This window comes from Citrobacter sp. RHBSTW-00524 (genome assembly GCF_013747755.1).
GTDB lineage: Bacteria > Pseudomonadota > Gammaproteobacteria > Enterobacterales > Enterobacteriaceae > Citrobacter > Citrobacter braakii.
In genome coordinates this window covers 2241771-2263453 of record NZ_CP056421.1, presented here as the reverse complement: position 1 = coordinate 2263453, position 21683 = coordinate 2241771, and the positions used below count along the sequence as shown (strand labels likewise).

Genomic DNA, 21683 nt, shown 5'->3' with positions numbered 1-21683 from the left:
TGCTGTGCGTTATTTTTATCCAGCATAAAATTTTGCGGCCATACCGTTTTTCGACGCCTCGCTAACAAGAAATCGCAAAGAAAAAAATTCAGCCGCAGCACGTTTTTTAACACCATGATCTATGCTTGAAATGAGGTACTCCAGACAGAGAGTGCCGCCAACAATGAGGGTGCGCGAATGGCTACGATTGATTCCATGAACAAGGACAGCACACGGTTAAGCGATGGACCCGACTGGACGTTTGATCTGCTGGATGTCTATCTGGCGGAAATAGACCGCGTGGCGAAACTCTACAGACTGGATACCTACCCGCACCAAATCGAGGTGATCACCTCCGAACAAATGATGGACGCTTACTCCAGCGTCGGGATGCCAATCAACTATCCTCACTGGTCGTTTGGTAAAAAATTTATTGAAACCGAGCGTTTGTATAAACATGGTCAGCAGGGGCTGGCCTATGAGATTGTTATCAACTCCAATCCGTGTATCGCGTATCTGATGGAGGAGAACACCATCACCATGCAGGCGTTGGTGATGGCGCATGCCTGCTACGGACATAACTCCTTCTTTAAAAACAACTATTTGTTCCGTAGCTGGACGGATGCCAGCTCCATCGTTGATTACCTGATCTTCGCGCGAAACTATATTACCCAGTGTGAAGAGCGTTACGGCGTGGATGAAGTCGAAAAGCTCCTCGACTCCTGTCACGCGCTGATGAACTACGGCGTGGATCGTTACAAACGCCCGCAAAAAATCTCCCTACAGGAAGAGAAAGCCCGACAGAAAAGCCGTGAAGAGTATCTGCAAAGCCAGGTCAATATGTTGTGGCGTACGCTGCCGAAGAAAGAGGAAGAGAAAACCGTTGCGGAAGCCCGACGTTATCCTTCTGAACCGCAGGAGAACCTTCTGTACTTCATGGAGAAGAACGCCCCGCTGCTGGAATCCTGGCAACGCGAAGTGCTGCGCATTGTGCGCAAGGTCAGCCAGTATTTTTATCCGCAGAAACAGACCCAGGTGATGAACGAAGGGTGGGCCACTTTCTGGCATTACACCATCCTTAATCACCTTTATGACGAAGGTAAAGTCACCGAACGGTTTATGCTGGAGTTTTTACATAGCCATACCAACGTGGTATTCCAGCCGCCGTACAACAGCCCGTGGTATAGCGGGATAAATCCCTATGCTCTGGGTTTTGCCATGTTCCAGGATATTAAACGAATTTGTCAGTCGCCTACCGAAGAGGACAAATACTGGTTCCCGGATATAGCGGGTTCTGACTGGCTGGAAACCCTGCATTTCGCGATGCGCGATTTCAAAGATGAGAGCTTTATCAGCCAGTTTCTGTCACCGAAGGTTATGCGTGATTTCCGCCTGTTCACCGTGCTGGATGACGATCGTCATAATTATCTGGAGATTTCCGCGATTCACAACGAGGAAGGATATCGTGAGATCCGCAACAGGCTGTCGTCGCAATATAACCTGAGCAACCTTGAGCCGAATATTCAAATCTGGAATGTCGATCTGCGCGGCGACCGCTCGCTCACCTTGCGCTATATTCCGCATAATCGCGCTCCGCTGGATAAAGGACGCAAAGAGGTGCTCAAGCATGTGCACCGGCTCTGGGGTTTTGACGTAATGCTGGAGCAGCAGAATGAAGACGGCAGTGTGGAACTGCTGGAGCGTTGCCCGCCGAGGATGAACGGTCTGTAAATCTTATTGCCGGATGGCGACGCGAAAACGTCTTATCCGGCCTACAACGCATTTCGTAGGCCGGATAAGGTGCGATTAGCGCCCCTGAATAGCTAAATCGCCCGGCAGGTTTTTCTGCATACGATGCCAAATCTCGCCGCTGTCGTGACCATAGCGACGCACCGTTTCATATACCTGCTCATGAGCACCCTGATCACAAAGTTCTGACAGCTTACGGTAAAAGCTCAGCGCCAGCGCGCGGGCTTCCGGATTGGCGAAATAATGGCGGCCAATGCGGGTATATAATCCCTTCATTCCATTGAGGATCAAACCGTAAATCGGATTGCCAGAGGCAAATGCCAGACCGCGGAAAATGTTATAGTCCAGATCGGCGAACGCATCAGCATGGTCGGCCACCTGATTTGCCGTTGCCAGAACCTCCTGCGCTTTATCAGGATGCTGGCGAAACGCGGTACGAACAAAGATCGTCGAGATGTTGGTACGCACGGACAGCAGATTATCAATAAGCTGCGGCACGCTCTCGTGATCGAGACGCGCCAGCGTTTCAAGGATATTTAGCCCGGAGGTTTCCCAGAAGTTATTCACCTTCGTCGGCTTGCCGTGTTGAATGGTCAACCAGCCGTCCCGCGCCAGACGCTGTAATACCTCGCGTAACGTGGTACGTGTCACTCCAATCAGTTCAGAGAGTTCACGTTCAGCAGGCAAAATAGTGCCAGGTGGGAAGCGGTTATTCCAGATACTTTCAATGATGTACTCTTCCGCGAACCCAGCCGGGCTTTGCGCCTTAATGACCATAGTGATAATTCCATTACACAGCAAAACATAGTTACAGTTATCATACCAGACGGGCTACATGGCTGATAGCTGACGCAATGAAGAAAAAGTGGATCAAGGCTTCATTTTCCAGATTACGCTGAAGCACAGCCAGCCTTGTCCGTCGCGTGAATAGCTTGCCTGTACTCCCTCCTCCCGCTAAGCTTTGCGGTCAAACATAAAAACATGATTTCATTTTTAAAGGTAGGGAAATCACCATGGAGCTATCATGGGGCCGCGCTATGTGGCGCAATTTTTTAGGTCAATCACCTGACTGGTACAAACTTGCACTACTCGTATTCTTAGTCGTTAACCCGGTTATATTTTTCATCAATCCCTTTATTGCGGGCTGGCTGTTGGTGGCCGAGTTCATTTTTACGCTGGCGATGGCGTTAAAATGTTACCCGCTGCTACCAGGCGGGCTGCTAGCCATCGAGGCGGTCATCATCGGCATGACCAGCGCCACACATGTGCGTGAAGAGGTTGCCGCTAACCTTGAGGTGCTGTTGCTGCTGATGTTTATGGTGGCTGGCATCTACTTTATGAAGCAGTTGCTGCTGTTTATTTTCACCCGCCTACTGCTTACGATTCGCTCCAAGATGCTGCTGTCGCTGGCATTTTGCGTTGCCGCCGCCTTCCTTTCTGCATTCCTGGATGCGCTGACCGTCGTTGCCGTGGTAATCAGCGTAGCGGTTGGTTTTTATGGTATCTACCATCGTTTCGCCTCTTCCCGCACGGAAGACAACAATATGCTCGATGACAGCCATATCGATCAGCACAATAAGGTCGTACTGGAGCAGTTCCGTGGTTTTCTACGCAGCCTGATGATGCATGCGGGTGTCGGTACGGCGTTAGGCGGCGTAATGACTATGGTCGGCGAACCGCAAAACCTGATTATCGCCAAAGCGGCTGGCTGGCATTTTGGTGACTTTTTCCTGCGCATGTCGCCGGTCACCGTCCCGGTGCTGATTTGCGGCCTGTTAACCTGCATGCTGGTTGAGAAATTGCGCTGGTTTGGCTATGGCGAAACGCTGCCGGAGACCGTCCGCGATGTCCTGCAACAGTTTGACGATCAAAGCCGTCAGCAGCGTACTCGTCAGGAAAAAATCAAACTGATTGTTCAGGCGATTATCGGTATCTGGCTGGTGGTTGCCCTGGCCCTGCATCTGGCGGAAGTCGGATTAATTGGTCTGTCCGTCATTATCCTGGCCACGTCGTTGACCGGCGTTACTGACGAACACGCGATTGGTAAAGCGTTTACCGAGTCGCTGCCTTTCACCGCCCTGCTGACCGTGTTCTTCTCTATCGTTGCGGTGATTATCGATCAACAGCTCTTTTCACCGATTATTCAGTTTGTTTTGCAGTCCTCTGAACATGCTCAACTGACGCTGTTCTATCTCTTTAACGGCCTGCTGTCTTCTATCTCTGATAACGTGTTTGTCGGCACCATTTACATTAACGAAGCCAAAGCCGCGTTGGAACATGGGACCATCAGCCTTAACCAATTTGAGCTGTTAGCGGTGGCGATCAATACCGGGACTAACCTGCCTTCCGTTGCTACACCAAACGGCCAGGCGGCATTCCTGTTCCTGCTGACCTCTGCGCTGGCACCATTGATTCGACTCTCTTATGGCCGCATGGTGTGGATGGCTCTGCCTTATACTCTCGTCCTGACGCTGGTTGGTCTGCTTTGCGTCGAGTTCACGCTTGTTCCGGTGACTGAGTGGATGACCCAGGCGGGCTGGTTAGCTACACTTTCATAACAATTTACCGGGCAAATCACTGCCCGGTTTGACTTTTTGCATGATAATTATCCGATTACTCAAATTTTCAATTCCTGCTAGTGGCGCATAAATTGAATTGGTTTAAACTGCGCTCTCTACGCATGTTGCAGGGAAATTATTATGTTGCGATTTTTAAACCAGTGCTCCCGAGGTCGTGGTGCATGGTTATTGTTGGCGTTAACCGCCTTTGCGCTGGAGCTTGTCGCGCTGTGGTTCCAGCACGTCATGCTGCTAAAACCTTGCGTGTTGTGTATTTACGAACGTAGCGCATTATTTGGCGTGATGGGCGCGGGGCTGGTGGGGGCTATCGCACCAAAAACGCCGCTGCGCTATGTGGCGATGATTATCTGGATTTACAGTGCCTGGCGCGGACTTCAGTTAGCGTATGAGCACACCATGATTCAGTTGCACCCATCACCGTTTATGACCTGTGATTTTGCCGCACGCTTCCCGAGCTGGCTGCCGCTGGACAAATGGCTGCCGCAGGTGTTTTTAGCATCCGGTGACTGTGCTGAACGCCAGTGGTCTTTTTTAACCCTGGAAATGCCACAGTGGCTGTTGGGGATCTTCGCCGCTTACCTGGTGGTCGCCGTGCTGGTAGTCATAGCACAGCCGTTTAAACCAAAAAAACGTGACCTCTTCGGTCGCTAACAGAGACGCTCCTTCGGGAGCGTTTTTTTTGCCTTAAATTCATTGCCTGCTGGTATCTATAAGATGTATATTAAATACATCTTATAGATACCACACCAAGGAGATGTCTGATGTCCCATTTACGCATCCCGGCAAACTGGAAAGTAAAACGCTCTACTCCCTTCTTTACCAAAGACAACGTCCCGGCAGCACTTCTTTCTCACCATAACACCGCAGCAGGCGTGTTTGGACAGCTCTGCGTAATGGAAGGTACGGTAACGTATTATGGCTTTGCCAATGAAGACGCAAAAGAACCTGAAGTGAAAGTGGTGATTAATGCCGGTCAGTTCGCGACCAGCCCACCGCAGTACTGGCATCGCGTTGAATTAAGCGACGATGCGCAATTCAACATTAACTTCTGGGTGGAAGATGACAACCACTCCGATGAGATGTATCAGGCGAAAAAGTCTTAACCCTTAACGCCTGCTAATCGATGGGCGGCTCAGTCCGCCCATGAAGGTTTGTTCAGGATATGATCCTGCCAGTCACGCACTTCCGACTCTTTCACCGCAATATGACGAACTGAGATACGTTCACCGTGCATCGCCGCTTTTGATCCTGTCAGCAACGGGTGCCACTCCGGCAGCCCTTTTCCTTCTGCGAGCAGACGATAGGCGCAGGTCATCGGCAACCATTCAAAAGTCGGCAGATTATCACGCGTCAGTTTGATGCAGTCAGGCTCGTACTCGAATCGACGTTCGTAATTACGACACTGGCAGGTTTTAATGTTGAGCTGACGACAGGCGACGTTGGTAAAGTAGATTTCGTCTGTGTCTTCATCCATCAGCTTATGCAGGCAGCATTGACCGCACCCGTCACATAATGACTCCCACTCGGCATCGGTCATTTCATCAAGGGTTTTACTTTGCCAGAAAGGTATGTCGCTCATCAGGGTTTCCGCTATTGCAATAAAGCTGCACCTTATAACCAGTCTGGCACGCTGATGCAAGTTTTGCCGCCCGAAAAGGCGGCAAGCAGAGATTACAGCACGCGGGTTGTTAGCGTTTGACCGTGAAAACTGATGGCCAGTTCGTCGCCGCTGCTTAAAGGTCCCACGCCTGCTGGCGTTCCCGTTAACACCACATCGCCCGCTTTGAGGGTAAAGAAACGGCTCATATAAGCAATCAAGGGAACGATGTGATGGATCATGTCCGCCGTGGAGCCGTGCTGGCGTGTTTCACCGTTGACCGTTAATCCAAGCATCGTATCCTGCGGATCGCCATTAAATTCCGCCACCGGAATAAATCCAGACAGCGGGCAAGAGTTATCAAAACCCTTCGCTTTTTCCCATGGCTGCCCCACCTTCTTCATTTTGCCCTGAATATCGCGCAGAGTCAGATCCAGCGCGACACCATAACCGGCAATGGCTTTGCGCACATGATCTTCTGTCGCTTGCCGCAGGGTCGCGCCGATCAGCACAGCCAGCTCAACTTCATGGTGGACAGACCCCATATCAGATGGGATCACCAGCGGCTGGCGCAAATCGCACAGCGCGGTTTCCGGTTTAATAAACAGAACCGGTTCTTCCGGGGTGGTTCCGCCCATCTCTTTAATATGGTTGGCATAGTTACTCCCTACGCAAACCACCTTACTCACCGGATAATCCAGCAGAGCACCATGCCAGTTGTGATGTTGATACATTACTTTCCCCTAACGTAGTCATAGATTTCAGGTACTGCATCGATGGAACGTGCTGCTGCCCGATGCAGTTTAACGTTTAGCGTCTGGTGTATTTTGTTTTGCCGCTGCCAGATGCTGTTTAAGTAAATCTTCTGGCGGCGGGGGTATTTGTAAATAATAGCCCTGCTCAGTCAGGGCCTGTTTTACTTTTTCAAGATCGGCATTAACTAATTTTTTACGCCCATCAAGCGGTAACATCATTGCCAGCGTCGGCTGACCAAATCCTCTCATCAGTTCTTCAGGAACGCGCGAGAAATCGTCTTTTTTTTCGACATATAAATAGGTCTGGTCACGTTTGCTGCTTCGGTAGATCACACAAAACATATCTTTTACTCTGAATTCACGGAATGGTGGCTTGCCTCAATATAATACTGACTATAACATGCCTTATAGTCTTCGGAATATCACCCCGCGCTGGGGATGATAAATAGCAAATTGAGTAAGGCCAGGATGTCAAACACGCCAATCGAGCTTAAAGGCAGTAGCTTCACCTTATCAGTGGTTCATTTACATGAAGCAGAACCCGAGGTTATTCGTCAGGCGTTGGAAGACAAAATCGCGCAGGCACCGGCTTTTTTAAAACATGCTCCCGTGGTGGTTAACGTGAGTGGTCTTGAAAGCCCGGTAAACTGGTCAGCGCTGCAGAAAGTTGTCGCGTCTACCGGATTGCGCATTATTGGCGTTAGCGGATGCAAAGACGCCAGACTAAAGGCAGAAATCGACGATATGGGTCTTCCTTTACTGACTGAAGGTAAAGAAAAAGCTATTCGTCCTGCGCCTGTTGAGGTCCCGGCTCCCGTCGCTCCGCCGCAAAACGTTACTCCCATCACAAAAACACGATTAATAAATGTGCCGGTTCGTTCCGGTCAGCGCATTTATGCTCCACAATGTGATCTGATTGTTACAAGCCACGTCAGTGCGGGCGCAGAGCTTATCGCTGATGGCAATATTCATGTTTATGGAATGATGAGAGGCCGTGCGCTGGCAGGTGCAAGCGGCGATCGTGAAGCGCAAATTTTTTGTACCCATCTGACGGCAGAACTGGTGTCTATCGCAGGTGTTTATTGGCTGAGTGATAAAATCCCAGCAGAATTTTATGGCAAAGCGGCCCGTCTGCAATTAGCAGAGAACGCTTTGACAGTTCAACCGTTGAATTGATCCCTTTTTAACAAGGAATTTCTATGGCACGCATTATTGTTGTTACTTCGGGTAAAGGGGGCGTTGGCAAAACCACCTCCAGCGCGGCCATCGCTACAGGTTTGGCCCAGAAGGGAAAGAAAACTGTCGTTATTGATTTTGATATCGGCCTGCGTAACCTCGATCTGATTATGGGTTGTGAACGCCGCGTCGTTTACGACTTCGTCAACGTTATTCAGGGCGATGCGTCGTTAAATCAGGCGTTAATCAAAGATAAGCGTACCGAAAATCTCTTTATTCTTCCGGCCTCACAGACTCGCGATAAAGACGCGCTGACGCGTGAAGGCGTCGCGAAAGTTCTGGACGACCTGAAAACGATGGAATTCGATTTCATCGTCTGCGACTCCCCGGCGGGTATTGAAACCGGCGCGCTGATGGCCCTGTATTTTGCCGATGAAGCGATTATCACCACTAACCCGGAAGTCTCCTCTGTACGTGACTCTGACCGTATTCTGGGTATTCTGGCGTCGAAATCTCGTCGTGCGGAAAACGGTGAAGATCCGATTAAAGAGCATTTGTTGCTGACGCGCTACAACCCTGGCCGCGTAAATAAAGGTGACATGCTGAGCATGGAAGACGTACTGGAAATTCTGCGAATCAAGCTGGTTGGCGTGATTCCTGAAGATCAGTCAGTCCTGCGCGCGTCTAACCAGGGTGAGCCGGTTATTCTCGACATCAATGCTGATGCCGGTAAAGCCTATGCTGATACCGTAGACCGTCTGTTGGGAGAAGAACGTCCTTTCCGCTTCATTGAAGAAGAGAAGAAAGGTTTCCTCAAACGCCTGTTCGGAGGATAAGTTATGGCATTACTGGATTTTTTTCTCTCGCGGAAAAAGAGCACAGCGAACATCGCTAAAGAGCGACTGCAGATTATTGTTGCGGAACGTCGTCGTAGTGACGCCGAGCCACATTATTTACCGCAACTGAGGAAAGATATTCTCGAGGTTATCTGCAAGTATGTACAAATTGATCCCGAAATGGTCACCGTACAGCTTGAACAAAAAGACGGCGATATATCTATCCTCGAACTTAACGTGACATTACCTGAAGCTGAAGAGTCTAAATAACGGCTTTGCTCAGTGAGTTATAGTTGCAAAAAAGGCAGATTATTCTGCCTTTTTTATTTTCAGTTTCTTGCCAGGCTGTTGCGGATTTATTCCAAAGTAAACTTTGGATAGTTTTCGGCAAAATAGCGGCGCAAATACTCAACCGTAATACGGATTTTTGCCGACGTCGCCAGCCGAGAAACATAAACCGCCCATATATTTGCTGGTTGATAATACTCGGGTAATACGTGTACCAGATGTCCACCAACAATGTTGTCGCAAACGTCCCACCACGAACGCAGGGCAATTCCCTGCCCATCAAGACACCACTGATGTACCACTTCGCCATGATTAGACGACAGAGGCCCCGTAACTTTAATTGAGTGAGCGCCCTCTTTATTACGCATTTGCCAGATGCCAAACGGATGGTCGCGCTCTTTGATAACCAGACAAGGAAAAGTGGAGAGATCGTTCAGTTGCTTTGGCGTCCCATGCTGCGCCACAAATTCCGGCGAGGCGCACAGAATACGGTAGTTAGTCGCCAGCTTGCGGGCAATCAGGTTTGGCGCGATATCATCCCCGATACGAATATCAAGATCGACGCCCTCATTCACCATATCCACCAGGCGGTCTTCAACATCGAACCTCAGTTCTAACTGCGGGTACGCTTTTGCCAGCGCAGACAGCGCCGGAGCCACCACCCGACGGCCAAAACCAAAGCTACTAATAATACGTAGCATCCCCTGCGGGATCTGCCTGGCATCCGACAACTCGTCCATCATCTGATCGACATCCTGCAGGATCCGCTGCGCCCATTCGTAGATCCGCTCCCCCTCTTCCGTGATGGTTACACGCCGCGTTGTCCGGTGCAGCAGCACCACGTTCAGCGTCTGCTCCAGCAGGGCTACTCGCTTACTGATAAAAGCCGGTGATACACCCAGTTCCTCGGCAACGGCGGCAAATCCTGCCCGACGGGCAACCAGCATAAAGACGCGTAAATCATTTAGCAGCGGCAGATTATTCATGATCTGTGTTTTATGTTTCACCAGTTAGGGGGATTAACTATTAATCAGTCAATTATAGGATAAGGGGAAAGTCAATTTTGATGGCGTACAAGTGAGAGCTGCTATGAAGAAAACCTGTCGTATTGCCGCTATCCCCGGAGATGGCATTGGTAAAGAAGTGCTGCCTGAAGGCATTCATGTGTTACAGGCAGCCGCCGAGCGTTGGGGGTTGTCGCTCAGCTTTGAGCAAATGGAATGGGCGAGCTGCGAGTACTACACCCATCACGGTAAAATGATGCCGGATGACTGGCATGAGCAGTTGCAATCCTTTGATGCTATCTATTTTGGCGCCGTTGGCTGGCCGGACACCGTACCGGACCACATCTCTTTATGGGGCTCGCTGCTTAAGTTTCGCCGCGAATTCGACCAGTACGTCAACCTGCGTCCGGTACGCCTGTTCCCGGGAGTCCCTTGCCCACTGGCGGGCAAGCAGCCAGGCGACATTGATTTCTACGTCGTACGCGAGAACACCGAGGGAGAATACTCTTCTCTCGGCGGACGCGTGAGTGAAGGGACGGAACACGAGGTGGTTATCCAGGAGTCGGTCTTCACCCGTCGCGGCGTGGATCGTATATTACGTTACGCTTTCGAGCTGGCGCAAAACCGCCCGCGCAAAACCCTGACCTCGGCGACCAAATCCAATGGTCTGGCCATCAGCATGCCTTACTGGGACGAGCGTGTTGAAGCAATGGCGGCTAACTATCCTGAGATCCGTTGGGATAAACAGCATATCGATATACTGTGCGCCCGCTTTGTGATGCAGCCGGAGCGCTTTGACGTTGTGGTTGCCTCCAACCTGTTCGGCGACATCCTCTCCGATCTGGGTCCGGCCTGTACCGGGACGATTGGCATCGCGCCTTCTGCCAACTTAAACCCGGAACGCACCTTCCCGTCCCTGTTCGAGCCAGTACATGGTTCGGCTCCCGATATTTACGGAAAAAACATCGCCAACCCGATTGCCACTATCTGGGCTGGCGCCATGATGCTGGACTTCCTTGGCAAGGGTGATGCCAACTATAAGGCTGCCCACGACGGTATTCTGGCGGCAATTGAGCACGTTATTGCCAGTGGCCCGAAAACGCCGGATATGAAAGGCTGCGCCACCACGCAACAGGTGGGAGAAGCCATCTGTCAGGCACTACGTTAGAGGTCAAACCACGAAATATGAGCCGCGTCACTGACGCGGCTTTTTTATGCGTTTTGTGGAGCCAATAACCTGCGCTAATTCACCTTTTATTATTTCCGTTCCGTGTTTTATTGCTTCACGCATCGGGCAATTGTTTAATTCATGTAAAGAACAAATAATAAAATTGTTAAATACAAAGTAACTCATTCTACCCCTACAGCATGATAACAACGACAGGCTAATGCCATACGCGGGCAACTGTGCCCAGGAGATCCCATGTTGAGCAACGTCAAGAAAAAAGACATGCCGCTGATAGCCATCAGCCTGGTGGCTATTCTTTTCATCGCCGCCACACTTAGTCTCTTCCCTCAGCAGTCTGCACAAGTCGCAAATACCCTTTTTAACGGCGTTACCCGGATGCTGGGTTCCGCCGTGCAGATCCTCGTTCTGATGGCTATGGGTCTGGTCGTCTGGCTGGCTACCAGCAAATACGGCAACATCCGTCTGGGAGAAGGTAAAGCGGAATACAGCACGCTCTCCTGGCTGTTTATGTTTATATGCGCCGGATTAGGCTCCTCCACGCTCTACTGGGGCGTTGCTGAGTGGGCCTATTATTACCAGACCCCGGGTCTGAATATCGCGCCGCACTCGCAAAAAGCGCTGGAATACAGCCTGCCCTATTCCTTTTTCCATTGGGGGATCAGCGCATGGGCGACCTACACGTTGGCCTCATTAACCATGGCCTACCACTTCCATGTGCGTAAAAACAAAGGACTGAGCCTGTCCGGGATTATCGCCGCTATTACCGGCGTGCATCCGCAGGGCGTCTGGGGTCGCCTGGTTGACCTGATGTTCCTGATCGCGACAGTTGGCGCGTTAACCATCTCTCTGGTCGTCACCGCCGCCACCTTTACCCGCGGTTTGTCTGCCCTGACGGGGTTACCGGATAACTTCACGGTGCAGGCGTTTGTGATCCTGTTCTCTGGCGGCATTTTCTGCCTGAGCTCCTGGATTGGCATCAATAACGGTTTGCAACGTCTGAGCAAAATGGTCGGCTGGGGGGCATTTTTACTGCCGCTGCTGGTGCTGATCGTCGGCCCGACCGAGTTCATCACCAACAACATCATCAACGCCATCGGCCTGACGACACAAAACTTTTTGCAAATGAGCCTCTTCACCGACCCGCTTGGCAACGGTGAGTTCACCCGTAACTGGACGGTGTTCTACTGGCTGTGGTGGATCTCCTACACGCCGGGCGTGGCAATGTTTGTCACTCGCGTATCTCGTGGTCGCAAAATCAAAGAGGTTATCTGGGCATTAATCCTCGGTAGCACTGTTGGCTGCTGGTTCTTCTTTGGCGTGATGGAAAGCTACTCCATTCACCAGTTTGTGAACGGCGTGATCGACGTACCGCAGGTTATGGCGACGCTGGGCGGTGAGACGGCCGTACAGCAAGTGTTGATGTCGTTGCCTGCCGGGAAACTGTTTCTGGTGGCGTATCTGGCGATCATGATTATATTCCTCGCCTCACACATGGATGCTGTGGCCTACACCATGGCGGCCACCAGCACACGCAACCTGCAGGAAGGGGAAGATCCGCAGCGCAGTCTTCGTCTGTTCTGGTGCGTGGTCATCACCCTGATCCCATTATCAATTTTGTTCACCGGCGCGTCCCTGGAAACCATGAAGACCACGGTGGTTCTGACCGCTCTTCCATTCCTCGCCATCCTGTTGGTGAAGGTTGGCGGTTTTCTGCGCTGGGTACGGCAGGACTATGCCCACGTTCCTGCGCATCAAATTGAAAGCCATCTTCCCGAAGCGCCAGTTGACGTCCCGGTCGCGCCACCGGCCGGGACACTACTCAAAGGCGACAATTAAGCGCCAGTACAAAAATCCTCTTACTCACAAATTAAAGGTATTCCAATGAGCAATCTGAGCCCTGAGTTTATTCTGCCGCAAAATTTCTGTGCCAACCCGCAGGATGCCTGGACTATCCCGGCCCGGTTTTATACCGACCATCAGGCTTTCGAACACGAACAAGAAAAGGTGTTCGCTAAAAGCTGGATTTGCGTCGCCCACAGTAGCGAACTGGCGAAACCCAATGATTATGTTACCCGAGAAGTGATTGGCGAGAATATCGTGCTGGTACGTGGTCGCGATAACGTGCTGCGGGCATTCTACAACGTCTGCCCGCATCGCGGCCATCAGCTGTTGAGCGGCGAGGGGAAAGCGAAAAATGTGATTACCTGCCCTTACCACGCATGGGCATTCAAACTTGACGGCAATCTGGCGCATGCGCGTAACTGCGAAAACGTCGCCAACTTCGACAGCGAAAAAGCGCACCTTACACCAGTACGCCTGGAAGAATATGCCGGATTCGTGTTTATTAACATGGATCCGAACGCGGGCAGCGTGGAAGAACAACTCCCTGGTCTTGCAGACAAAGTTATCGAAGCCTGCCCAGACGTGCATGACCTGAAACTTGCTGCGCGCTTTACGACTCGTACCCCAGCCAACTGGAAGAATATTGTCGATAACTATCTGGAGTGTTACCACTGCGGTCCGGCCCATCCAGGTTTTTCCGACTCGGTCCAGGTTGACCGTTACTGGCATACCATGCACGGCAACTGGACGCTGCAATACGGTTTCGCCAAACCTTCAGAGCAGTCATTTAAGTTCGAAGAAGGGGTTGATGCCGCCTTCCACGGTTTCTGGCTGTGGCCGTGCACCATGCTCAACGTGACGCCAATCAAAGGCATGATGACCGTTATCTACGAATTCCCGGTAGATGCGGAAACCACGCTGCAAAACTATGACATCTACTTCACCAACGAAGAGCTGACCGAAGAGCAGAAACAACTGATCGAATGGTATCGCAACGTCTTTCGTCCTGAAGATTTACGTCTGGTTGAAAGCGTACAAAAAGGGCTGAAATCGCGCGGGTATCGCGGCCAGGGACGCATTATGGCGGACACCAGCGGCAGCGGCATCTCCGAGCATGGCATTGCCCATTTCCATAATCTGGTCGCCCAGGTTTTTCAGGAATAACCCGGGGCTGTTACGACAGGTTCCGGCGCGTCGCTGAGGCGCGTCGGACAGATTTTTTAGGGAGGCCGCAATGTCTGATTATCAAATGCAAGAAGTCCGGGTCAGCCGGATTGAGACGATTACCGCGCAGGTAAAATGCTTCACCTTAACGGCGACCACAGGCCAGCCGTTACCTGCGTTTCAGGGTGGCAGTCATATTATCGTACAGATGCGCGATGGCGAGAACCTGTACAGCAATGCGTACTCGCTGATGAGTTCACCACGCGATACGCGCGCCTATAAAATCGCCGTACGCCTGGAGGAAGCGTCCAAAGGCGGCTCACGATACCTGCATCAAAACGTGAAGCCCGGCGACACGCTCACGATCTCCACACCAAACAATCTCTTCGCCCTCGCCCCTCAGGCACAAAAACATCTGTTGATTGCCGGAGGTATCGGCATCACACCGTTTTTATCGCAACTCCCGGAGCTGGAACAATCTCAGACGCAATGGCAACTGCACTATTGCTCTCCCAGCCAGGAGACCTGCGCGTTTCATGACGAACTGATGCAACACCCCAGCGCCAATCGCATTCATCTGCACCTGTCGAACGCAGGCACCCGCCTCGATTTAGCCCGTCTGCTGGCAGATGTTGAACCCGGCACGCATATCTACACCTGTGGCCCTGCGGTGCTCAACGATGCTGTCAGAGAAGCGGCTTCCCGCCTTGGGTTGGACAGCAATACGCTACATTTCGAACAATTTGCCGTGGAAGAGAAAGGCGGCGACGCCTTCACCCTGGTGCTGGCGCGTTCCGGGCGCGAGTTTGTGGTCCCGGAAGAGATGACCATTTTGCAGGTTATCGAAAATAACAAAGCCGCCCGGGTTGAGTGCCTGTGCCGGGAAGGTGTTTGCGGCACCTGCGAAACGACGATTCTCGAAGGGGAAGCGGATCACCGCGATCAGTATTTCAGCGACGACGAAAAAGCCAGCCAGCAAAGCATGCTCATCTGCTGCTCGCGCGCCAAAGGTAAGCGCCTGGTGCTCGATCTGTAGCGTTGCGCAGGCCGGGTCAGCAAACGCGCGACCCGGCGAGCCTGGTGACTTACTGCGGGTATTCCTGCAGCAGCGCGTTGAGGCGATCGGACATCAATTCGCCACGCCAGCCGGAAACCAGCTCTGGCAGGGATTGCTGCGGCTTTAATTTCCAGTGCCAGTTGAGCAACTGGTTGATCTGGCGACGCGAAGCAAGAAGTTCGACGCTGAGATTATGTTCCGCACTCACCTCGGCAACCAGCGCTTTGATGGCTTTGAACGCCTTGCGATACCCTGGCATATCCATCAAATTCAGCAGCGGCTGCGGTAGCGACTCTTCCGGTAAAGCCTGGGCCTTTTCCACCAGGGCGATCAGCGTTTTACCGTGGAAACGAATTTCGCTCCCGGAAAGACCCAGGCTATCCAGTTCACCCAGGCTGCCCGGCATATAACGCGCCACCGCCCACAGGTGCTCTTCACGCACCACGAAGTTTACCGCCAGATCGCGCTCGCGTGCTTTACGCAGTCGCCAGTCGGCAAGCAGTTGCAGGCAGGCTAGCTGACGGGTGCGCAGTTGCCATGCGTTGGTGATGTCACGCCAGGCGTCTTCCGGCGCCAGAATCTCCTGGCGACGCTGCTGCATTAAGCGGCATTCGTCCAGCGCGGCTGGCAGCCAGCCGCTGGCTTCGGTTTCAGCCATCAGTTTTGTGGTGATCGGTAACAGATACCAGACGTCAGCCGCCGCGTATTCGCACTGACGCTCGGTCAGCGGTCTGGCCAGCCAGTCGGTACGCGATTCACTTTTGTCGAGCGCCACCCCCGTAAACTCTTCCACCATCGAGGCGAAGCCCCACGACAGCGGACGACCGCAAAACGCAGCCAGGATTTGTGTGTCAATTAACGGCTGCGGAAGTTCGCCAAAAGCGTTGAGAAACACTTCCAGGTCTTCACTTCCCGCATGCAGGAATTTGGTGATGGCGGTATCACGCAGAATATCGCGCAGGGGCGACCAGTCGGTGATCCCTAGCGGATCAATCAGAGCAACGTGTTTGCCATCAAACAGCTGGATCAGCCCCAACTGCGGATAATAGGTACGTGTGCGAACAAATTCGGTATCCAGGGCTATCGCCGGAAATTCACGGACGGCTTCGCACAGCGTGGCTAACGCGTCGTCCGTGGTGATCATTTGATAATTCAAATCGTGCTCTCTTAGGTTTGCGCCAAAAAAAACGCCGGATTACCCGGCGTTTTCTGCTGGCTGACTTAACGCTCAGCCTTTATTGTCCACTTTGGCGCGCGCTTCGTCACGTAATTCTCGTCGCAAAATTTTACCGACGTTAGATTTCGGCAACTCGTCGCGAAACTCCACCAGCTTCGGTACTTTATAGCCCGTCAGGTGACGACGGCAGAAAGTGATAAGCGCCTCATCAGTTAACGAGGCATCTTTCTTCACCACGAAAATTTTCACCGCTTCACCGCTGCTGCCCGACGGAACACCAACCGCAGCCACTTCCTGTACGCCAGGATGTTGCATAACCACGTCTTCAATTTCATTTGGATAGACGTTAAAGCCGGACACCAGGATCATATCTTTCTTACGATCGACAATACGCAGGAAGCCTTCTTCATCCATCACCGCAATATCGCCGGTGTGCAGCCAGCCGTCTTTGACGATTTCGTCGGTGGCGTCTGGTCGCTGCCAGTAGCCCAGCATCACTTGCGGACCTTTCACGCACAGTTCGCCCGGTTCTCCCGGCGGCACTTCGTTATCGTCGTCATCCACCAGTTTGACCTCGGTGGAAGGAACCGGTAACCCGATACTGCCGCTGTGGTAGTCGATATCGTGAGGGTTGACGCTCACCAGAGGGGCACACTCCGTCAGGCCATAGCCTTCCAGCAGATACTGACCCGTCAGCTTCACCCAACGTTCAGCTACCGCCTGTTGAACCGGCATCCCGCCGCCTGCCGAAAGGTGCAGTGACGAGAAGTCCAGTTGTTGGAACTCTTTGTTATTCAGCAGCGCGTTAAACAGCGTGTTGACGCCGGTCATGGCGGTGAACGGATACTTCGCCAGCTCTTTTACCAGTCCCGGAATATCACGCGGGTTGGTAATCAGCAGGTTTTGACCGCCCAGCTCAATAAACAGCAGACAGTTCATCGTCAGCGCAAAAATGTGATACAGTGGTAGGGCCGTCACCACCAGTTCTTTACCCGGATGCAGCAACGGGCCATAAGTGGCGTTAACCTGCTCAAGGTTAGCCAGCATGTTACGGTGCGTAAGCATCGCGCCCTTCGCCACACCGGTAGTCCCCCCGGTATATTGCAGGAACGCCAGATCTTCCGACACCACTTCGGGTTTCACATACTGCATGCGATAACCGTTTTGCAGCGCACTACGAAATGAGATGGCATCCGGCAGGTGATATTTCGGCACCAGACGCTTGATATACTTGACGACAAAGTTAACCAACGTCCCTTTGGCGGTCGACAGCTGATCGCCCATACGCGTCAGGATCACGTGTTGCACCGACGTTTTGTCGACGACTTTTTCCAGCGTGTGGGCAAAGTTAGACACGATGACAATCGCCGACGCGCCGCTGTCGTTGAGCTGATGTTCCAGCTCGCGAGGCGTGTACAGCGGGTTCACGTTCACGACGATCATGCCGGCACGTAAAATCCCAAACAGTGCGACCGGATATTGCAGCAGGTTAGGCATCATCAGCGCGACGCGATCGCCCTTCTTCAGCCCGAGTCCCTGTTGCAAATAGGCCGCAAATGCCCGGCTACGCTCTTCAAGCTTGCGGAAGGTCATCACCTCCCCCATGTTTACAAACGCGGGCTGATCGGCATACCGTCTTACTGAGTGTTCAAAGAGTTCCACCAGGGATTGATAACGGTCAGGATTGATCTCCGCAGGAACACCAGCGGGATAACGGTTAAGCCAAACCTTTTTCAATACATCACCTCTAAAATGCGTATTCGTCGTCATCACAACCCCAGGCAATAAACAAACTGTTAACATAATATTAACTCAGCGTACCAGTTTGTTTATTACACAACGACAAGGTTGCGAAGCACGTCACTATTTATTTTTCTTATATCCACGTTAATGCAGAAACAGCGGACGAGCCGCTGTTTCTTTTACTCATAAAACAAAGAGTTACTCAGTTACTATGGTCTGAACCTGTGCCGGGCCGGGATTGTACCATCCCCATCCGCCGTAGCCACCGTAAGGCCAGCCACGCGCACCGTAGAACCAGGGGTCGATCGGCTGCGGCGGCATAACAATTTGCTGAGTAATATGCCAGCGTTTATAGCCAGTTACCTGCATCAGCATGAATTTATACGGCGTATTACCGATTTTTCCATCCACAGTACCGCTAATCGGACCGACGACGGTAACCAGTTGACCGCGGAAGTCCACCGGGTCGAGGAAGCCATTTACATCAGCATAAATTCGCCCGCGGGAGGCTTCGCCCAGCACCGGTCGCGCCCCACTATCAAGAGGAACAGTGGCAATTTCCAGACGGGATTTCCCCTGCTGGTTCTGAATATCCACAACTTTACCGCCGAAACGCGCTTCCTGTCCGACATACAGCTGCGGGGCATTCATAACCCGCACCAGATCCTGCTGCGGCGTAGGGCTCGAACCTTTAATCGCGTCCGGGATGGTGACACAACCGCTAAGCATTAACGCGAATGCGCCCGCCAACAGACCTTTCAAAAACTGCTTTTGCACCGCCATATTGCGACTCCCTTTTCTTAGCTTCTGCCCCGACCAATTCACCATGCTGCGCACTGACGGCTGTGCGAATTAACCGGGGATGTACTACTAAGATTCATTCTTTACCGGGAAGTTTCTTCCATGCCACGGTGTTACGTAAATAAACCGGTTCCGCATGTTCAACCGCCACGGTCTTACCGGCAGCCAGCATTTGCGTGGCAACAGGCAGCATATCTTCAGCCGCCGGAAGCAAAACGTCGCCATCGCTCAGCGTCAGACCGCTGTCTTTACCGAGCTCAGGCCAGGCAGGCCAGCCCGTTCCGACCGTTACCCACTCGCCAGACAGTTGCAGTAAACGCGCATGCACCTGCTCGGGGGTTAGCACCGCTTCGGTTTCTTCACCGTGCCAGTTGCCGTGCTCATCACGCAGGTATTCGGCCCAATAGACTTCGCCCATTCGCGCGTCGATCGCGGCCAGTACGCGGGTCGCGCCCGACTTACGCCAGGCTCCCTGCGCCATTGTTGCCAGGGTGGAGACGCCGATCATCGGTAAATTCGCGCCTAACGCCAGCCCCTGAGCAATGCCAATCCCAATACGTACACCGGTGAAACTGCCAGGACCGCGACCAAACGCCAGAGCGTCGATATCGGTTAACGTGAGATCGCCAGCGGCCAGGATTTCCTCAACCATTGGTAAAATTCGTTGGGTGTGTTCTCGTGGGCAAAGCTCGAAATGAGCCTTGGTAGTACCGTCATTCCACAGGGCAACAGAGCACGCCTCTGTGGCGGTATCGATAGCCAGAATTCGCATGGGTGTTTGTGATCAGGTCAATAAATTTGGCGCGCATCTTACCACACTCCGTAACAAATTACTCAGTCGTTGGTATGGCAAGAAAACGAACAGCGCGAGCAATATCACGCGTCCGCGGCGCAGGCGGAAGACTTGCCAGGAAAGTGGCACCGTAAGGTCGCATCACCAGACGGTTGTCGCAAATCACCAGCACCCCGCGGTCGTCGGCGTCACGAATCAGACGCCCCACGCCCTGTTTCAGGGTGATTACCGCATCCGGCAACTGAACGTCTTCAAACGGATCGCCGCCGCGCAAACGGCAGTCCTCCATCCTCGCTTTTAACAGCGGATCGTCGGGCGAGGTGAACGGCAGTTTATCAATAATCACCAGCGACAACGTATCGCCACGCACGTCCACCCCTTCCCAGAAGCTGCTGGTGGCAACCAGTAACGCATTACCTGCGCTGACAAACTGCTGTAACAGTTGTCCTTTACTGGTTTCGCCCTGCAGCAGCACGGGAAGGGTCATGGTGGCGCGGAATTGTTCCGCCAGATCGCGCATCATCGCGTGCGAGGTACACAGCATAAAACAGCGTCCGTTGTTCGCTTCGATAATAGGACGCAGCATGGATGCCAACTGACGCGCCGCTCCCGGTTGGTTGGTTTGCGGGAGATTACGCGGCACGCACAGCAGCGCCTGGCGCGTGTAATCAAATGGACTTGGCAGCAGCATCGACTCGGCATCTTCAATACCCAGCCGCGCGGTGAAATGATGAAGATCATCGTTTACCGACAGCGTCGCGGAGGTAAAAATCCAGCAGCCCGGCTTCTGTTCCATCACTTCTTTGAATTTATCCGCCACCGTGAGCGGCGTCAGCGCAAGGGTGAAATGGCGCGAGGTGCATTCATACCAGTAGCTGAAACCTGGCTGGTTGATCTCTTTCAGGCGCTTCAGACGAGTACGGTAAAGCGTGGCACGTTCAAACGCGGCATCCAGCAAAGCGGAACGTCCGAGAGACAGTTTCGCCACGTCGTAACACAGCTCCAGCGTGTCATCGAGCAACAAAAACGCGCGCTGCACGCGCGGGTCGGCCAGCAGTTCCCGCAAGTTTCCTCGATAGCTCGGCTCGCCCAGTTGCAGGCGGAAGTCCTGCGCGCTTTGCGCCAGCCGGTCGGCGCATTTTTGAAGCTGCTGAGTGTCTTTCAGCTCGGTACGATAGGCAATGGTGATGTCTTTCGCCAGATCCAGCAGTTGGCGACTGGAGAGCGATTGACCAAAATACTGGCTGGCGATATCCGGTAACTGATGCGCTTCATCGAAGATCATCACTTCAGCTTCCGGGATCAGCTCGCCAAACCCACTCTCTTTTACCACCATATCAGCGAGAAACAGATGGTGGTTTACCACGACGACATCTGCATCCATCGCCTTCTTGCGCGCTTTAACGACAAAGCACTCTTTGTACAGCGGGCAGTCGCTCCCAAGGCAATTATCGTTTGTGCTCGTCACCAGCGGCCAGGCCTGAGAGTCTTCCGCCACGCTGACGCAGGTGCTGATGTCACCATCAAGGGTTTGATTTGACCAGGAGCGTAGCAGAATGACGTCACTTAAAGTCTGTACCGGCAGGTCACCGCCCGCCAGCGCCTGTTGTTCGAGACGCTCAAGACACAGATAGTTTGAACGCCCTTTCAGCAGCGCCAGTTTACCCGTGAATTCCAGAGCCTTCGCTACTGTGGGTAAATCGCGGCTGTATAGCTGATCCTGCAACGCCTTCGAGCCCGTGGAGACAATTACTTTCTTTCCGGCACGCAGCGCGGGGGCAAGATAAGCGTAGGTTTTACCCGTTCCTGTTCCGGCTTCGACAACAAGCGGCTGTGATTTTTCGATAGCATGACTGACGGCGAAGGCCATCTGCCGCTGTGGTTCACGCGGTTTAAAACCGGGTATCGCTTTAGCCAACTGACCGTCTGCTGCAAAATCGTCCGTCACACTGCC

The 21683-nt window shown here is 52.7% G+C and carries 21 protein-coding genes; 11 read left to right on the top strand and 10 right to left on the bottom strand.

Annotated elements, in window-relative coordinates; genetic code table 11:
* Window positions 1-177: 177 nt before the first annotated feature.
* Window positions 178-1710, top strand: coding sequence for a SpoVR family protein (locus HV229_RS10880; RefSeq protein WP_003833557.1), 1533 nt, complete (start codon window positions 178-180; stop codon window positions 1708-1710).
* A 75-nt stretch (window positions 1711-1785) separates the two neighbouring features.
* Here HV229_RS10880 and fadR read toward each other — a convergent pair whose 3' ends face one another.
* Window positions 1786-2505 carry a fatty acid metabolism transcriptional regulator FadR gene (gene fadR, locus HV229_RS10875; protein ID WP_016153370.1) on the bottom strand — a complete coding sequence of 240 codons (720 nt, stop codon included), beginning with the start codon at window positions 2503-2505 and terminating at the stop codon, window positions 1786-1788.
* A gap of 236 nt (window positions 2506-2741) precedes the next feature.
* Here fadR and nhaB point away from each other — a divergent pair, with 236 nt between their 5' ends.
* From nhaB to HV229_RS10860, 3 genes are all read left to right on the top strand, one after another.
* On the top strand, window positions 2742-4286 hold the full coding sequence (nhaB, locus tag HV229_RS10870; RefSeq protein WP_029139569.1) for a Na(+)/H(+) antiporter NhaB: 1545 nt from the start codon (window positions 2742-2744) through the stop codon (window positions 4284-4286).
* A gap of 141 nt (window positions 4287-4427) precedes the next feature.
* On the top strand, window positions 4428-4958 hold the full coding sequence (gene dsbB / locus HV229_RS10865) for a disulfide bond formation protein DsbB (RefSeq protein WP_003844060.1): 531 nt from the start codon (window positions 4428-4430) through the stop codon (window positions 4956-4958).
* 110 nt (window positions 4959-5068) lie between these two features.
* Window positions 5069-5410 carry a DUF1971 domain-containing protein gene (locus HV229_RS10860; protein ID WP_016153372.1) on the top strand — a complete coding sequence of 114 codons (342 nt, stop codon included), beginning with the start codon at window positions 5069-5071 and terminating at the stop codon, window positions 5408-5410.
* A gap of 29 nt (window positions 5411-5439) precedes the next feature.
* Here the strand turns inward: HV229_RS10860 and HV229_RS10855 are convergent, their stop codons facing one another.
* The 3 genes from HV229_RS10855 to HV229_RS10845 form a co-directional block, all read right to left on the bottom strand.
* Window positions 5440-5886, bottom strand: a complete 447-nt coding sequence (locus HV229_RS10855) for a YcgN family cysteine cluster protein (protein WP_016153373.1) — start codon at window positions 5884-5886, stop codon at window positions 5440-5442.
* A 92-nt stretch (window positions 5887-5978) separates the two neighbouring features.
* The gene (locus tag HV229_RS10850; RefSeq protein ID WP_075848668.1) at window positions 5979-6638 is read right to left on the bottom strand and encodes a fumarylacetoacetate hydrolase family protein; all 660 of its coding nucleotides are present in this window, start codon (window positions 6636-6638) and stop codon (window positions 5979-5981) included.
* Between the two features lie 69 nt (window positions 6639-6707).
* Window positions 6708-7001, bottom strand: coding sequence for a YcgL domain-containing protein (locus tag HV229_RS10845; RefSeq protein ID WP_016153375.1), 294 nt, complete (start codon window positions 6999-7001; stop codon window positions 6708-6710).
* A gap of 126 nt (window positions 7002-7127) precedes the next feature.
* Between HV229_RS10845 and minC the strand changes: the two genes are divergently transcribed.
* Genes minC through minE form a run of 3 tightly spaced genes read left to right on the top strand, consistent with a single transcriptional unit; the run spans window position 7128 to window position 8941 of the window.
* Entirely contained in the window at window positions 7128-7835 is a 708-nt protein-coding gene (minC, locus tag HV229_RS10840) for a septum site-determining protein MinC (protein WP_181547543.1), read from the top strand.
* Between the two features lie 23 nt (window positions 7836-7858).
* Entirely contained in the window at window positions 7859-8671 is an 813-nt protein-coding gene (minD, locus tag HV229_RS10835) for a septum site-determining protein MinD (protein WP_003020956.1), read from the top strand.
* A 3-nt stretch (window positions 8672-8674) separates the two neighbouring features.
* Window positions 8675-8941 (top strand): cell division topological specificity factor MinE, encoded by a 267-nt coding sequence (minE, locus tag HV229_RS10830; protein WP_001185666.1) that lies wholly within the window; start codon window positions 8675-8677, stop codon window positions 8939-8941.
* Between the two features lie 86 nt (window positions 8942-9027).
* Here minE and HV229_RS10825 read toward each other — a convergent pair whose 3' ends face one another.
* Entirely contained in the window at window positions 9028-9945 is a 918-nt protein-coding gene (locus HV229_RS10825; protein WP_181547542.1) for a LysR family transcriptional regulator, read from the bottom strand.
* A gap of 103 nt (window positions 9946-10048) precedes the next feature.
* On the opposite strand from HV229_RS10825, the gene HV229_RS10820 reads away from it, so the two are divergent.
* The 4 genes from HV229_RS10820 (at window position 10049) to HV229_RS10805 (ending at window position 15194) form a co-directional block, all read left to right on the top strand.
* Window positions 10049-11131 carry a tartrate dehydrogenase gene (locus HV229_RS10820; protein WP_065554710.1) on the top strand — a complete coding sequence of 361 codons (1083 nt, stop codon included), beginning with the start codon at window positions 10049-10051 and terminating at the stop codon, window positions 11129-11131.
* 255 nt (window positions 11132-11386) lie between these two features.
* Window positions 11387-12988 (top strand): BCCT family transporter, encoded by a 1602-nt coding sequence (locus HV229_RS10815; RefSeq protein ID WP_049043155.1) that lies wholly within the window; start codon window positions 11387-11389, stop codon window positions 12986-12988.
* A gap of 45 nt (window positions 12989-13033) precedes the next feature.
* Complete coding sequence (yeaW, locus tag HV229_RS10810) at window positions 13034-14158, top strand: carnitine monooxygenase, oxygenase subunit YeaW (RefSeq protein WP_003833746.1); 1125 nt, start codon at window positions 13034-13036, stop codon at window positions 14156-14158.
* Between the two features lie 70 nt (window positions 14159-14228).
* Window positions 14229-15194, top strand: a complete 966-nt coding sequence (locus tag HV229_RS10805) for a PDR/VanB family oxidoreductase (protein WP_181547541.1) — start codon at window positions 14229-14231, stop codon at window positions 15192-15194.
* A gap of 49 nt (window positions 15195-15243) precedes the next feature.
* On the opposite strand, the gene rnd is transcribed toward HV229_RS10805, so the two are convergent.
* The 5 genes from rnd to HV229_RS10780 all read right to left on the bottom strand — a co-directional run bounded on the left by rnd (window position 15244) and on the right by HV229_RS10780 (window position 21677).
* Window positions 15244-16359 (bottom strand): ribonuclease D, encoded by a 1116-nt coding sequence (gene rnd / locus HV229_RS10800; protein ID WP_016156789.1) that lies wholly within the window; start codon window positions 16357-16359, stop codon window positions 15244-15246.
* An 84-nt stretch (window positions 16360-16443) separates the two neighbouring features.
* The gene (gene fadD / locus HV229_RS10795; protein ID WP_131350914.1) at window positions 16444-18129 is read right to left on the bottom strand and encodes a long-chain-fatty-acid--CoA ligase FadD; all 1686 of its coding nucleotides are present in this window, start codon (window positions 18127-18129) and stop codon (window positions 16444-16446) included.
* 204 nt (window positions 18130-18333) lie between these two features.
* The gene (locus HV229_RS10790) at window positions 18334-18918 is read right to left on the bottom strand and encodes a Slp family lipoprotein (protein WP_181547539.1); all 585 of its coding nucleotides are present in this window, start codon (window positions 18916-18918) and stop codon (window positions 18334-18336) included.
* 94 nt (window positions 18919-19012) lie between these two features.
* Window positions 19013-19708, bottom strand: a complete 696-nt coding sequence (gene tsaB, locus HV229_RS10785; protein WP_094761103.1) for a tRNA (adenosine(37)-N6)-threonylcarbamoyltransferase complex dimerization subunit type 1 TsaB — start codon at window positions 19706-19708, stop codon at window positions 19013-19015.
* Between the two features lie 58 nt (window positions 19709-19766).
* Entirely contained in the window at window positions 19767-21677 is a 1911-nt protein-coding gene (locus HV229_RS10780; protein ID WP_181547537.1) for an ATP-dependent DNA helicase, read from the bottom strand.
* Between the last annotated feature and the right edge of the window lie 6 nt (window positions 21678-21683).

Bases quoted from the DNA above. Each gene is read 5' to 3' on its own strand.
- HV229_RS10880 (WP_003833557.1), top strand. From the start codon at position 178: ATGGCTACGATTGATTCCATGAACAAGGACAGCACACGGTTAAGCGAT.
- fadR (WP_016153370.1), bottom strand. From the start codon at position 2,505: ATGGTCATTAAGGCGCAAAGCCCGGCTGGGTTCGCGGAAGAGTACATC.
- nhaB (WP_029139569.1), top strand. From the start codon at position 2,742: ATGGAGCTATCATGGGGCCGCGCTATGTGGCGCAATTTTTTAGGTCAA.
- dsbB (WP_003844060.1), top strand. From the start codon at position 4,428: ATGTTGCGATTTTTAAACCAGTGCTCCCGAGGTCGTGGTGCATGGTTA.
- HV229_RS10860 (WP_016153372.1), top strand. From the start codon at position 5,069: ATGTCCCATTTACGCATCCCGGCAAACTGGAAAGTAAAACGCTCTACT.
- HV229_RS10855 (WP_016153373.1), bottom strand. From the start codon at position 5,886: ATGAGCGACATACCTTTCTGGCAAAGTAAAACCCTTGATGAAATGACC.
- HV229_RS10850 (WP_075848668.1), bottom strand. From the start codon at position 6,638: ATGTATCAACATCACAACTGGCATGGTGCTCTGCTGGATTATCCGGTG.
- HV229_RS10845 (WP_016153375.1), bottom strand. From the start codon at position 7,001: ATGTTTTGTGTGATCTACCGAAGCAGCAAACGTGACCAGACCTATTTA.
- minC (WP_181547543.1), top strand. From the start codon at position 7,128: ATGTCAAACACGCCAATCGAGCTTAAAGGCAGTAGCTTCACCTTATCA.
- minD (WP_003020956.1), top strand. From the start codon at position 7,859: ATGGCACGCATTATTGTTGTTACTTCGGGTAAAGGGGGCGTTGGCAAA.
- minE (WP_001185666.1), top strand. From the start codon at position 8,675: ATGGCATTACTGGATTTTTTTCTCTCGCGGAAAAAGAGCACAGCGAAC.
- HV229_RS10825 (WP_181547542.1), bottom strand. From the start codon at position 9,945: ATGAATAATCTGCCGCTGCTAAATGATTTACGCGTCTTTATGCTGGTT.
- HV229_RS10820 (WP_065554710.1), top strand. From the start codon at position 10,049: ATGAAGAAAACCTGTCGTATTGCCGCTATCCCCGGAGATGGCATTGGT.
- HV229_RS10815 (WP_049043155.1), top strand. From the start codon at position 11,387: ATGTTGAGCAACGTCAAGAAAAAAGACATGCCGCTGATAGCCATCAGC.
- yeaW (WP_003833746.1), top strand. From the start codon at position 13,034: ATGAGCAATCTGAGCCCTGAGTTTATTCTGCCGCAAAATTTCTGTGCC.
- HV229_RS10805 (WP_181547541.1), top strand. From the start codon at position 14,229: ATGTCTGATTATCAAATGCAAGAAGTCCGGGTCAGCCGGATTGAGACG.
- rnd (WP_016156789.1), bottom strand. From the start codon at position 16,359: ATGATCACCACGGACGACGCGTTAGCCACGCTGTGCGAAGCCGTCCGT.
- HV229_RS10790 (WP_181547539.1), bottom strand. From the start codon at position 18,918: ATGGCGGTGCAAAAGCAGTTTTTGAAAGGTCTGTTGGCGGGCGCATTC.
- tsaB (WP_094761103.1), bottom strand. From the start codon at position 19,708: ATGCGAATTCTGGCTATCGATACCGCCACAGAGGCGTGCTCTGTTGCC.